At 36.0% G+C, this 13,447-nt stretch carries 15 protein-coding genes; 8 read left to right on the top strand and 7 right to left on the bottom strand.

Annotated features, from left to right (window positions below; translation table 11 throughout):
* Positions 1-76: 76 nt before the first annotated feature.
* The 4 genes from B3P23_RS01750 to B3P23_RS01735 all read left to right on the top strand — a co-directional run bounded on the left by B3P23_RS01750 (position 77) and on the right by B3P23_RS01735 (position 4,742).
* Entirely contained in the window at positions 77-1,552 is a 1,476-nt protein-coding gene (locus B3P23_RS01750; RefSeq protein ID WP_045754378.1) for an LptF/LptG family permease, read from the top strand.
* 77 nt (positions 1,553-1,629) lie between these two features.
* Positions 1,630-2,844, top strand: coding sequence for a bifunctional 3,4-dihydroxy-2-butanone-4-phosphate synthase/GTP cyclohydrolase II (locus B3P23_RS01745; RefSeq protein ID WP_045754379.1), 1,215 nt, complete (start codon positions 1,630-1,632; stop codon positions 2,842-2,844).
* Between the two features lie 53 nt (positions 2,845-2,897).
* A complete protein-coding gene (locus B3P23_RS01740) occupies positions 2,898-3,299 on the top strand; it encodes a thiol-disulfide oxidoreductase DCC family protein (RefSeq protein ID WP_045754380.1) in 402 nt (133 codons plus the stop codon).
* 12 nt (positions 3,300-3,311) lie between these two features.
* On the top strand, positions 3,312-4,742 hold the full coding sequence (locus B3P23_RS01735) for an NAD-dependent succinate-semialdehyde dehydrogenase (RefSeq protein WP_293924028.1): 1,431 nt from the start codon (positions 3,312-3,314) through the stop codon (positions 4,740-4,742).
* Between the two features lie 79 nt (positions 4,743-4,821).
* Here B3P23_RS01735 and B3P23_RS01730 read toward each other — a convergent pair whose 3' ends face one another.
* Positions 4,822-5,712: a sugar phosphate isomerase/epimerase family protein gene (locus tag B3P23_RS01730; protein WP_293924025.1), complete on the bottom strand. Its 891-nt coding sequence runs from the start codon at positions 5,710-5,712 to the stop codon at positions 4,822-4,824.
* 369 nt (positions 5,713-6,081) lie between these two features.
* Here B3P23_RS01730 and B3P23_RS01725 point away from each other — a divergent pair, with 369 nt between their 5' ends.
* From B3P23_RS01725 to B3P23_RS01715, 3 genes are all read left to right on the top strand, one after another.
* A complete protein-coding gene (locus B3P23_RS01725; RefSeq protein WP_248755711.1) occupies positions 6,082-6,369 on the top strand; it encodes a putative quinol monooxygenase in 288 nt (95 codons plus the stop codon).
* Between the two features lie 61 nt (positions 6,370-6,430).
* Positions 6,431-6,757 carry a low molecular weight protein tyrosine phosphatase family protein gene (locus B3P23_RS01720; protein WP_045754384.1) on the top strand — a complete coding sequence of 109 codons (327 nt, stop codon included), beginning with the start codon at positions 6,431-6,433 and terminating at the stop codon, positions 6,755-6,757.
* Between the two features lie 55 nt (positions 6,758-6,812).
* Entirely contained in the window at positions 6,813-7,274 is a 462-nt protein-coding gene (locus B3P23_RS01715; protein ID WP_293924021.1) for a hypothetical protein, read from the top strand.
* Positions 7,275-7,373: 99 nt separating this feature from the next.
* On the opposite strand, the gene B3P23_RS01710 is transcribed toward B3P23_RS01715, so the two are convergent.
* From B3P23_RS01710 to B3P23_RS01685, 6 genes are all read right to left on the bottom strand, one after another.
* Positions 7,374-8,516, bottom strand: a complete 1,143-nt coding sequence (locus B3P23_RS01710; RefSeq protein ID WP_293924018.1) for a DEAD/DEAH box helicase — start codon at positions 8,514-8,516, stop codon at positions 7,374-7,376.
* A gap of 158 nt (positions 8,517-8,674) precedes the next feature.
* Complete coding sequence (locus B3P23_RS01705) at positions 8,675-9,220, bottom strand: CopD family protein (RefSeq protein ID WP_094771364.1); 546 nt, start codon at positions 9,218-9,220, stop codon at positions 8,675-8,677.
* A gap of 121 nt (positions 9,221-9,341) precedes the next feature.
* Positions 9,342-10,379, bottom strand: coding sequence for a uroporphyrinogen decarboxylase (gene hemE, locus B3P23_RS01700; protein ID WP_045754388.1), 1,038 nt, complete (start codon positions 10,377-10,379; stop codon positions 9,342-9,344).
* Positions 10,379-10,897 carry a hypothetical protein gene (locus tag B3P23_RS01695; protein ID WP_228115869.1) on the bottom strand — a complete coding sequence of 173 codons (519 nt, stop codon included), beginning with the start codon at positions 10,895-10,897 and terminating at the stop codon, positions 10,379-10,381. Before B3P23_RS01695 ends, hemE begins: the two co-directional genes overlap by 1 nt.
* A gap of 6 nt (positions 10,898-10,903) precedes the next feature.
* On the bottom strand, positions 10,904-11,611 hold the full coding sequence (locus B3P23_RS01690; protein WP_045754389.1) for a response regulator transcription factor: 708 nt from the start codon (positions 11,609-11,611) through the stop codon (positions 10,904-10,906).
* The gene (locus B3P23_RS01685) at positions 11,601-12,476 is read right to left on the bottom strand and encodes a sensor histidine kinase (protein ID WP_045754390.1); all 876 of its coding nucleotides are present in this window, start codon (positions 12,474-12,476) and stop codon (positions 11,601-11,603) included. Before B3P23_RS01685 ends, B3P23_RS01690 begins: the two co-directional genes overlap by 11 nt.
* Before the next feature lie 133 nt (positions 12,477-12,609).
* On the opposite strand from B3P23_RS01685, the gene B3P23_RS01680 reads away from it, so the two are divergent.
* Positions 12,610-13,314 (top strand): YjjG family noncanonical pyrimidine nucleotidase, encoded by a 705-nt coding sequence (locus B3P23_RS01680; RefSeq protein ID WP_045754391.1) that lies wholly within the window; start codon positions 12,610-12,612, stop codon positions 13,312-13,314.
* Positions 13,315-13,447 lie beyond the last annotated feature (133 nt).

The following is a 13,447-nucleotide window of genomic DNA, read 5'->3' as shown; positions in this document are numbered from 1 at the left end:
ATCTAAATTAGGTCTTTAAAAAATAGACCTCTGAAGCTTCAAAAAAAATAAGCTTTAGAAAGGAACATGTGATCGGATGAAAAAGATTTATTTACTTATTCTTAAATCCTTTATAAAGCCATTTTTCGTCACTTTTTGTATTGTGATGTTTGTGCTTTTAATGCTTTTCTTATTTAAATATATCGATGATTTAATAGGAAAAGGCTTTGAATGGTATGTCATACTGAAACTAATCGGCTATCAATGTGCGGTTCAGATTTCTATGGCTATGCCACTTTCTATGCTCTTGTCATCCATTATGACATTTGGTAATTTGGGAGAAAGCTATGAGCTTGTAGCCATCAAAGCTGCTGGAGTATCACTCAGAAAAGCCATGACACCTCTCTTTATCTTAGTTGGTTTTTTTAGCATAAGCTCCTTCCTATTTTCGGATTATATACTACCTATTGTCAATTTGAAAATGGGTTCATTGCTATATGACGTGCGCAATAAAAAGGCTGACTTCCTCATTAAACCCGGTATTTTCAATAACACCATTCCAGGCTATTCCATTCGCGCCAAAGGCAAAAATGAAAATGGAACCATCCTGTATGATTTAATGATTTATGACAATCAAGGTGGAAATGCCGGCAATACCGTATTAATCGCTAAAGAAGGATTTATATACAATTCTCCCGACAACAGCTATATGATCCTAAAGCTCAAAGATGGGATCCGCTATGAAGACGCACGTGTTAAAAGCTCAAAAAGTTATGATCCCCGTCAACAGTTCACCAGATTCAAGTTCAAAGAAACAGAACAAAAATTTGATATGGAATGGAATAAGATGCAACGAACAGACGAAAATCTGTTCAAGAGCCATCATGCCATGTTAAATTTGAAGCAACTAAAAGTGTACACAGACTCCAATAAAATGAAATTGGACAGTGTCAAACACCTGTTATCTAATACGATGGATCATCGTTTTAATCTCTATTCACCTTATTTTAACAATAGACAAGGAAATGAAAAGATTAAACCGGCCAAAATCAAGCCCTTCAACGATCTATTGCAAGATGTGATCCCAGTTGAACAGCGGGCACAAATTACAGGAAATGCACTGAGTCAGTTGAACTACATGAAAGATGATCTGAATAATAAATTGCCTGACTATAAAGACTTAAATGGAAAAGATATTCGCTATCGGATTGAGTTTCATCGAAAATTCACGCTAGCAGTATCCTGTTTATTATTATTTGCCATTGGTGCACCTTTAGGAGCGATTATCCGAAAAGGAGGATTGGGACTTCCGGTTATCATGGCTATTATCTTCTTTTTAATATATCATATCATCTCTACAGTAGCAGAAAAGTCTGCAAAAGATGGAGCCATCTCACCTATTCTGGGAATGTGGATGGCGATTATCGTATTATCTCCATTGGCAGGATTCCTAACTTACAAATCCACAACAGATTCGGCACTATTTGATATCGACCAGTATAAGTTAAAAGCTGAAGCCGGCTTCAATTGGATCAAAAGTAAGATGAGCAAGAAAAAGGCAAAAGCGCAATAATAAGCTCATTTTGACTTATACATTATAAATAAAATAGAATTCTATACTAACTTTGCATATATACATTTAAGATATCCATGGATTTCAAATTAAATACGATTGAAGAAGCAATCGAAGATATAAAAGCGGGCAAAGTGATCATTGTCGTAGATGATGAAGACCGCGAAAATGAAGGTGATTTTGTTACAGCAGCAAGAAATGCTACACCAGAAATAATTAATTTTATGGCTACGCATGGTAGAGGATTAGTGTGCGCGCCGTTGACGAGAGAACGTTGTGAGGAACTGCAACTTGAGCTGATGGTTGGAAAGAATACCGCTGTATACGAAACAAACTTTACCGTTTCTGTCGATTTACAAGGATATGGTTGTACAACAGGTATTTCAGCATCAGATCGTTCAAAAACAATAAAAGCACTTATTGACCCCAATATAGATCCTGTCGAATTAGGACGTCCTGGACACATTTTTCCATTAATTGCCAAAGATGGTGGCGTATTGCGCCGTACCGGTCATACCGAAGCTACGGTAGACTTAGCGCGCCTTGCCGGTTTTGAACCTGCCGGGGTATTGGTTGAAATCTTAAAAGAAGACGGTGAAATGGCTCGACTTCCAGAATTAATGGAAGTAGCTAAAAGATTCGATTTAAAAATCATCAGCATTGAAGATTTGATCGAATACCGTCTAAAGCATGATTCACTTATCGTCGAAGAGGTGAAAGTGGATATGCCAACAGCATTTGGCGATTTCAAATTAAAAGCTTATACACAAAAGGATACAGGTGAGCATCATTTAGCGCTTTACAAAGGTGAGTGGAATGAAGATGAACCCATTCTTGTACGTGTACACAGCTCTTGCCTTACGGGAGATATCTTTGGTTCTTGCCGTTGTGATTGTGGACCACAATTACACAAAGCCATGGAAATGATCCAACAAGAAGGAAAAGGAGTCATCGTTTACATGAACCAAGAAGGTCGTGGCATCGGTCTAGTGAATAAATTGCAAGCCTACAAACTTCAAGAAACTGGAGTCGATACCGTAGATGCTAATATTCAACTCGGATTCAAAGCCGATCTAAGAGATTATGGAGTAGGAGCTCAAATATTACGTAGTCTTGGCGTAACAAAAATGCGCCTAATGTCTAACAACCCATCCAAAAGAGCTGGTTTAGTTGGATATGGATTAGAGATCGTTGAAAATGTTGCGATTGAAATCAAATCAAACCCTTTTAACGAGGTCTATTTAAAAACAAAAAGAGATCGAATGGGTCATACCATTATGAAGAATCTATAATCATACTTGTAAAAGGGAGTTCGTAAGTTCTCCCTTTTATTTTATTACATCAAATGATAAAACAAGATATCAAACAGCTTATTTTATTTGATGGAGTTTGCAATTTTTGCAATAGCACCGTCAATTTTATCATTCATAAAGATAAGAAGGATCAGTTTAGATTTGCTACACTGCAGTCAAAACTGGGGCAAAGTTTCATTCACAGGCTTCCCTCAAATATAGACTCGATAGTTTACGTTAGAAACCAAGAAATTTTAATAAAAAGTACCGCAGCTCTTTATATTGCCCAAGATTTAGGATATCCCTATAAATTAATGGGCATTTTCAAATATCTCCCAACATCTTGGCGAGACTGTTGTTATGATTATATAGCAAAAAATAGATATCGATGGTTTGGCAAAAAGGATCATTGTGAAATACCTACTGAGCAAAATCGAAAAAAATTCATTTCATAAAATTAATAAACGATGAAAAATCCCTTATTGCTTAATCAAGCATATATAAATGGAAAATTCATTTCCGATAAAAAGACATTCGATGTCGTCAATCCTTCCACAGGAAAAGTCATTGATACCGTTCCAGATCTTGAAATTGCTGCGTGCCAGAAAGCGATAGCCGCAGCAGAAGCAGCCTGGACATCGTGGCGTAAAACATCAGCTGGCGAACGTAGCTCCCTCATTCGAAAGTGGTACGAACTTATTTTACAAAATAAGGAGCACTTAGCTGAAATAATAACACTCGAAAGCGGTAAACCATTAAAGGAATCGTTGACCGAAGTCGACTATGGTAATTCATTTGTCGAGTGGTTTGCTGAAGAAGGCAAACGCGCTTATGGAGAGACACTACCATTGGCTCAAAATGGAAATAGACTGATGACGATCAAACAAGGTATTGGCGTGGTCGCAGCCATTACCCCGTGGAATTTTCCTGTAGCCATGATTACACGTAAGGTAGCTCCGGCATTAGCAGCAGGTTGTACCATTATTCTAAAACCAGCCTCACAAACGCCATTTTCAGCAATTGCCCTAGCAAAATTAGCCGAAGAAGCCGGTATACCAAAAGGTGTTTTCAATGTGGTCACCAGTAAAGATAGTGCTGGATTTGGAAAAGAGCTGGCAACCAATTCTGTGATCAGAAAATTATCATTTACCGGTTCGACAGAAGTTGGAAAAACACTAATAACACAAGCTGCTTCTAACATCAAAAAGGTATCGATGGAACTGGGTGGCAACGCCCCATTTATCGTATTTGAAGATGCTGATATCGAAGCTGCAGTAAAAGGAGCTATAGCTGGTAAATTTCGAAATTCAGGACAAACCTGTGTATCGATCAATCGCTTTTATATCCAAGAAAATGTCTACGATACCTTTGCTCAAAAACTTACTGAAGCCGTAAAAAAATTGAAAGTAGGCGATGGATTGGATAAAGGAGTTGAAGTTGGTCCGCTCATCAATAGCAAAGGACTTGAAAAAGTCAAACACCATATTGAAGATGCCGTTAAACATGGTGGAAAAATTGCAACAGGTGGAAAACCTCAGAAAGGACTTTTCTTTGAACCAACGGTATTGACAGATCTGTCCCATGATGCCCTTATAGCACAAGAAGAGACATTTGGCCCCGTGTGTGCTCTGTTTAAATTTACCACTGAAGAACAAGTTATCCAGTTGGCCAATGATACCCCATTTGGTTTAGCCTCCTATTTTTATTCACAAAATGTAAATCGTTGTTTCCGCGTTTCTGAACAACTAGAAGCTGGAATGGTCGGTATCAATACCGGATTGATTTCAAATGCTGCAGCTCCATTTGGAGGAGTAAAAGAATCAGGAGTCGGCCGAGAGGGATCCAAACATGGACTAGACGAATATATGGAGCTAAAATACCTCTGCTTCGGCGAATAATAAATCATTTGATATAAAAAAAAGCACGAGTGATTCGCTCGTGCTTTTTTATAAAATCTTACTCATCTAATCCGAGTAATTATTTAGAATAACTTGTTTGAACATACGGTGCAGCTAAAAGATAATCAATACTTTCTTTGAGACCTTTATCCAGATCAACCGTTACTTCTTCAAGTTCAACAAAAATATGTTTCACTCCAGCAGTTTTAGCATTTTTAAAGATCGCATCAAATCCGACCATTCCACTTTGACCGATTTCACGGTGATCTTTTATATGAAGTGCCGTAAATCGTCCTGGATATTTATTGAAATAATCGACAGGACTAGATTTACCGATAACCGTCCAATAAACATCCATTTCAAAAAATACATCTTCAGGATTAGTATGTTCAATCATATAATCTAACATGATCACTTTATCTTCCACTTTTTGAAATTCATGAGCATGATTATGATACCCATACTTGATCCCATGCTGGCGACATAGTTTACCCACCTCATTTAAGTATTTACACTGTGTATCCAGATCTTTTATTGTCTTTGGAACTTCCATCCAAGGAGTAACAATATATTGCATCCCAGCAGCCTTATGCGCCTCTATCGCCTTAACCCACCACTCCAAAGCTTTAGAAAAATCACCACTAGCCAATTCTTCTTTTGAAAGATTTCTTGTAGCATGCGATGAAATCACTTTCATCCCTGCTTTCTCCACTTTATTCTTAAATTCCTGCGGTGAGTTATTATAAAATTTTCCGTCACTAAAACCTGCCGCCTCAACTGCAGTATAGCCCATAGCGGATAACTTTTTCAATACAGGAAAATAGTCCGTATCGTTTTTGATCTGACTTCTAACAGAATACAATTGTAAGCCTATATCTTTCTTTTTCAATGTTTGTGCAACACTCTCAAATCCACATAGACTAGATCCTGTCACCAATAGAACAGCAACTAAAAATTTCAATTTCTTCATAAAGATTATTCTAAAAATAAGACTTCCTTCTTATTCGATAATAAAGCTGTAGTAAAATATGTTAAATATTCTCGATCTAGCTTTATAATCATTTGGAAGATTAAATGTAATATTATACATTATTTCAAAAAGATCCAACAAGAGCACCTAAATTTTAGATAACAATGCAAGTACAATTGGTTTAGCTATTAAAAAAATCCTATTTTAGAAGATAGGAATAAACGATATTTTTGATATAATATGCACAGGTAAAAAACTAAAACTGGGTTAGTATCTACATTGGTCAAGACAATAGTAAAACCCAATCTGTGTAACATCAAAAAATAAACAATATATCATGTACAACTTATTTATATCATATCTAAAACAATGAAAATTTATTTAACAGTAGTATTACGAGTAAAAGAAGCACATCGTGAGGAGATCAAAACAATCTTACTAGAAATGGTCCGTTTAACAAGACTAGAGCCCGCAGCCGAGCTTTACAATCTACATCAAGGTATAGAAGATCCAAATGTATTTACGTTTTATGAAATATGGACAGATCAAGCAGGTTTAGATGCACACAACGAACAACCATACATCAAAAATTTTGGACCTAACTATGGAACACTATTAGCCGATCAACCCAATGTAATAAAAACGACCTTAATTTAAAATTCCGCAGGAGATTATTAAAATAATTAAATCTTCTGCTTAAAAAAACTTAGAAATGTAAATGCAAAATGTATTATTTATTTGTAGCCGCAACCGCTGGAGAAGTTTAACAGCAGAAACCATTTATAAGAAACATAAAACAATACGAGCAAAATCGGCTGGTACAGAAAATAATGCCCGAATTAAAGTAAATGGAAAACAGCTTTTATGGGCTGACCTTGTATTTGCTATGGAAAAGCATCATAAAGAAAAATTAATACAACAATTTCCAAATGAAACTAAAGATTTAGAAATAATAATTTTGGACATAGCAGATGAATACAAGTACATGGATCAAGAGTTAATCGAAGAAATACAAAATTCAGTTTCATACTATATATCAGAATGATCAGTGTATAGCTTTAAAAATACAACGATCATATACACACCATTTATAAATTTCCATGTTACATATTGATAAGATCTCAGCCAAGCTAATTTTAAGATACTTCTGTCTGAGCATCATACTATTGGTCATAAGTTGCCATTCCAATACAGTAGATTACCCTTCGAAACACTATTTAGCAATTTCAAAAAGAGACACGGCATACCTGAAAATTACCAAACGCGAAAATTATTTTTATGGGCAATATATCGTAAAATACGGAAATAGCGCTAAAGACTCGGGTGAAATCAGAGGAAATATTTTAGGCGACACATTACTTGGAGACTATTTTTACATGCCAAATAGTGGTGGAGTAAAAAAAAGAAAACCATTTGCATTGCTACAGAAAGGAAAGAACTTAAAACTAGGCTCGGGTGCTGTCATGAGTTTTATGGATATACCCTATTATGCCCCCGATGTTTCCATCAACTACGACAGTACCAATTTTGTATTCAACGAAATCGAACAACCTTATTTTTGATTTTTAAACGCATAAAACATATAGCGTTGTTCTCAACATGCGAAGATGCAAAAGCACCAAAAACAGTTAACCCACTAAGAAGTGGGTTAACAAAATCGATTAATATCCATGCAAATTCACATCCTCAGTAGATTTGATCGCTACCGTTTTACCCATTTTCTTTTGGATAACAGAAAAATGATGTAAATCCTCATCTGTCAATAGTGTAATGGCAGTACCGACATCATTTGCACGACCTGTTCTACCGATACGATGTACATAGTCCAAAGGAGAACGAGGTAATTCGAAATTAATGACAACAGGTAAGCCGTCAATATGAATTCCACGACCGATTAAATCTGTAGCCACGAGAACTTGGACATCACCCTTTTTAAAATAGTCAAGATGATCTCTTCTACTCCCTTGTGATTTTTGACCATGTATCGAGATAGCTCTAATTTTATTTTTCAACAATTTATCCACTAGCTTATCTGCTGTACGTGTAGAAGACACAAAGACCAAAACCTGAGTCATCTTGTTCTCTTTGATCAGATAGCGTAAAAATGGACCTTTAGATTCGGCAGTGACATGATAAGCAATCTGATCGATATGGTCAATATTTGCCTCTTCACTTGCAACCTCTATCACCAAAGGTTTAATTCCAAGAAGTTGATTGATTTCTGCTATTTTATCATTTAACGTTGCGGAGAATAAAGTTGTTTGTTTTTTCTGAGGCATTAAAGCTAAAAGTTGTTTCAGCTCATCCTCAAACCCCAATTGAAACATTTTATCAGCCTCATCAATAACAAGATGCTGAATATGACTAATGCTCAATGCTTTACTATTAATGAGATCTAGCAATCGACCAGGAGTAGCGGTCAAAACTTCAACCCCAAGCATACCCTTCATCTGTGGATTGATAGATACACCACCATATACCGCCATCGTTTTGATTTCGCGTTTCAAATTCGTGGTGAAAGCTCTAAAAACTTCATCAATCTGAATCGCCAATTCACGTGTAGGAACTAGAACTAATATTTCAATATTTCGGTCACGTTTAACAACCTCAACTTGCAATTTCTCTAAAATAGGCATCACAAAACATGCAGTTTTTCCAGAACCTGTCTGCGCGATTCCCATCAGATCTTTACCTGATAAGATGACTGGAATGGCTTGTTTTTGAATTGGAAAAGGTTTTAGATAACCCAACTGTTTAACAGAACTAATGATATTGTGTGATAATCCTAAAGACTCAAATGACATAAAAACGTTTTATTTACTTGCAAATGTACACTATTATTTATTCTCAAAAGTTACGGAGCAGGTATCAATAGAGAAGATGAAGTACAAATACTTTTTATTTTTAAAGTAGGTGGGTAATGTTCAACACGTTACAAATTAACCTAGACCGGACATGGGTTTTATTTATCTCCCTTTGAAATACGGTATTTTTTATAAGCTTTAATGAGAACCATCAATAAAATCGCTAACGATATCAGGCCAACAACACCATAGATCCAATTTAATGCTGATTTAAGAACTACCGTAAAGACAATAGAAAACAATAGAACAGTTGATACTTCATTCCACATTCTAAGTTTTGAAGAGCTCAGCGTTGATTTTTCATCTCTTAGATTGAACATCATGCGTTGGCTGACAAAATGATAAACGATCATACCGGCAACAAATAGGAGTTTGACCTGCATCCATCCCATCTGTAATAATCCAGGATTTATATACAACATCACTAAAGCTGAAATCACAGTGATATACATCGCAGGAGTCGTGATTACCCACCACAGTCGATTTTCCATGATGGAAAACTGTTTATGCAAGACATGATAGGCTTCTTTGGATTGATCTTTTGCTTCGGTATGGTAGATAAATAAGCGAGGCATATAAAATAAGCCTGCCATCCAACAAATGACAAATATAATATGAATTGCTTTAGCGTATAAGTACACCATGGTCGTATAAAATTAAGACAAATATAGTCGAATATTTTTATTGCTTAAAAAAGTTCACAGTCTTTAAACAAAACAAGGAACAAAAAATTTGTTCCTTGTTTTGTGTAGTAATTGCCTGTTGTTAGTATCTAAATTCCTTAACAACCTCAATTGCATATTTTACATGATCAAAAGGGATATCAGGCATGATTCCATGACCTAAATTAAAAATAAAGCCATTTTCACCACGCATACGTTCAAATAATTGAAGAATCTTATCCTTAATCACTTTTTTATCCGCATATAGTACAAACGGATCTAAGTTTCCCTGAACCGCAATACCAGCAGGTAAAGATTGTTTGATATTTTTCAGATCAGCATTCCAATCTACAGAAATTACATCTGGTTTTGCTTCAGCCATAATTGGAGCAAAGACAGAAGAACCTTTACAGAAAGAAATTACAGGAACATCTTGACGATTCAATCTCGAGATGATTTGATTATTATAATAATGAGCAAACTCTTTGTAATCGTTCCAAGATAATGCCAAAGCCCAGCTATCAAAAAGCTGAACAGCATTTACACCAGCAGCGATTTGCATATTTAAATATTCAACCGTTACATCAGCAATCTTTTGAAGAATAGTGTGAGCCAATTTTGGTTCATTATTCAACATTAACTTAGTCAGCTTAAAATCTTTTGAAGACGCACCCTCGACCAAGTAACTTAAAATAGTAAACGGTGCACCAGCAAAACCAATGAGCGGTATACTTCCATTCAAACGTTGTTGAATAACTTTAATAGCATCAGCAACGTATTCCAATTTAGGTAGACAATCCGTCGCTAATTTATCCGCATCCGCAAATGAACGTACTGGATTTGCAAAACGAGGACCAACCCCTTGTTCAAAACTTAAATCTCCCCCCATTGCTTCCGCTGTAACCAAGATATCCGAAAACAAGATTGCGGCATCAATTCCTAATAGATCAACAGGTAACATGGTTACATCTGCAGCAATCTCTGGAGTTTTGCACATTTCCAAAAAGGAATATTTATTTTTTATTGCCCAATACTCTGGCATAAATCTTCCTGCTTGACGCATCATCCATACAGGTGGGCGTTCAGTTTGCTGCGAAAGCGCAGCTCTAATCAATAAATCGTTTTGTAAAGTAGTAATCACTATATATGTTTTGAAATTTCGTTTTGTATTTTACCAATTATACTAGCTTGGCGCTCGGTCAAGTTCAACTTTTTAGCAACATCAATATACGTCTGAGCACGTTCATACTCTTCCTTTCTTAAACTGATATTGGACAAATTGATCAAGATCATTCCCTTTTCATTATCCTTTTTCCATGGCAATCGAGATGCTAGCTGAAAATGATATTCTGCCTCATCGATCCGATCTTCATGTAAAGAAATAGTACCCATCATATATTCATAAATATTACGACGGCCTTTTCGCAATCGATCCGGATTCTTCACTTCAGCCAGTAATGCTTTTGCTTTAGCATAATTCTGCTTATGAAAAGAATCACTAGCCATCGCAACAGAACTCTCACGTAGATGGCTCCAAACAAGATAACAAACTCCCCCAGCTATAAGGATCGAAGTCTGATAATGTCCCGCATATACACCATAACCAATTAACAATAATGCAATAATAATAACAGCTACGCGAGCCTTAAATGTCATCATAGAGTACTAGTGGTTATTGTCCGTAAATTTATATCCAACGCCACGAATGGAATGGAAATAAATAGGATGCTTTTGATCAGGTTCAAAATATTTACGGAAAGTCAATATGAAATTGTCGATAGTACGAGTCGACGGATAAACATCATAATTCCAGACCGTTTCTAATATTTGTTCACGAGAAACAGCTTCGTTGCGACGCTCGATTAACAGCTTCAACAACATCGTTTCTTTTTTGGTCAATGATGTAATCGTACCATCTGCATGGTGCAACTCATAGGAATTAAAATAAATGGTCTTATCACCGATTTGGTAAGAGTTAATCTCTTTCAGATCATCTGGTTTCAAACTTCTTCTAACCAAATTACCCACCCGAAGAATAAGCTCTTCCAGATTAAAAGGTTTGATTAAATAATCATCAGCCCCTTTTTTAAGACCTGTGATACGATCTTCACTACTGTTTTTAGCTGTTAAAAACATAATAGGGACTTCCGTATTTTGAAGTCGAATAGTTTCGGCCACTTGGAATCCATCGATCTCAGGGATCATAACATCCAAGATAATTAAATTAAAACGTTCTTCCTTGAATATTTTCAAAGCCTTTTTTCCGTCTGTAGCTGTTGTCACACGGTAACCTTCTAACTCCAAATTCAACTTGATAGCCTCTAACAAGTGTTCTTCGTCCTCTACGAGTAGTATGCGTTGTTTACTTTGCATTTTTATCAAATGTTACTTCAAAAATACTCCCCGAAGGAGTGTTATCTTTTACCTTAATAGACGCGTTATGCTTTTGCAAAACCGTCTTCACTATATACAACCCCAAACCAGTACCTTTAGTTTTACGTGTTGCTTCACTTCCAACACGATAAAATTTATTAAAGATAAGTTTTTTCTCCGCATCACTGATACCAATTCCATGATCAGAAACAGAAAAAATAATTCCTTGAGCCTCATTTGTCAATTTGACAACAACATTGGCACATGGAGGAGAATATTTAATGGCATTTTCGATCAAATTAGTCACCACATTACTAATAGCAAATTTATCAGCATACAACATAATATCAGCATCCAATTTAGGCTTCAGCACCTGTGTTCTACAAGCATTCTTTTGAAGACGGTCGACAATCTGTTCGACTAATTCAGTTAAGTTAAACTTCTCCTTAGGAAGATTATAGTTACGGCTTTCAAGTTTTGTTGTGATCAGCACATTTTCAACCAAATCGTCCAGTCGTTCGATATCTTTCAAAGAATTTGTCAAAAAAACCTGTTGCTGTTCTTTATCCAGATCTCTTTTCAAAATGGTCTGAATGTACAATTTTACAGAAGCCAATGGAGATTTCAGTTCATGCGTTATCGCCAGCAAAAAATTCTGCTGCTGTTGCTGTAATTTCTGCTCACGTACAAAAAGCTTTTTTAATCGCAAAGCTCCCCACAAAAAGATCAGTAAGAAAAAAATACCCTCACCAATAATCATCGACTTTCTTTCAGGTTGAAATCGAGCAAGCATAACCCCCCACCATATCAACTGAGAAGTCGCATAAAATACTAGAAAATAAAATAAAACAAGTGCTTTTTTCATACGATATATTGCAACGGAACAAAAATAACGATAATGGGAGGTATAAAAAAATGTGTTAGACTTTATGACACTAAGAGGAAAATCGAATTTTCGATATTTCTTGCAATCAGTCCTTTTACCCTATATTTGTACTATGTTTCAACAAGAAAAAAAAGATATATTCTTCGATTTAGATCATACCATTTGGGATTTTGACAAAAATGCGGAAGAGACATTGGATGAACTCTATTACCACTACCAATTTGATCAACTCTTTCAACAAGAATCCTCTACGACATTTATTAAGACCTATACGATCAATAATCATCGACTATGGGACTTATACCATCACGGTAAAATCGATAAAGCAGAACTGCGCCGTGCGCGATTTGCAGACACCTTCACACAGCTTGGTGTAGACCCTTCCCTTTTCCCAAATGATTTTGAGGAAGAATATTTATTGATCTGTCCGCAAAAGACAAATCTATTTCCTCATGCACATGAAACATTAAGCTATCTGTATAATAATTATAACTTACACTTGATATCAAATGGCTTCAAAGAAGCTTGTGAAGTAAAACTTGCAACAAGTGATCTCCATAAATACTTTAAAAACATATTCATATCGGAAGTGGTGGGAGTCAATAAACCGGATCCCAGAATATTCAATTATGCACTAGATAAAGCCCATGCAAAAACTGATCATTCCATCATGATCGGTGATAATATCGATGCCGATGTTCGCGGAGCTATGCATGTAGGAATGGACGCGATATTCTTCAATCCAACACAAATTGAAAAACCACAGGATATCAACCATATGATCCATAATCTTAAAGAACTACAAGAAATCCTCTAGCAAGGATTGACCGCCTATCACTCGTTTCCGAAAACGGTTATAGCAATCAAAAGAGTGAAATAGCGACCAGCATGGCCAGCCTTACTCGATCTTAATATAGAAACGCAAAATGATATAAACAAAGAGCGAGCTT

Source organism: Sphingobacterium sp. UBA6320 (genome assembly GCF_002440335.1).
In the GTDB taxonomy this organism is placed as follows: domain Bacteria; phylum Bacteroidota; class Bacteroidia; order Sphingobacteriales; family Sphingobacteriaceae; genus Sphingobacterium.
Note: the sequence above shows the minus strand (reverse complement) of the source record. Positions and strands in the feature narration are given on the sequence as shown.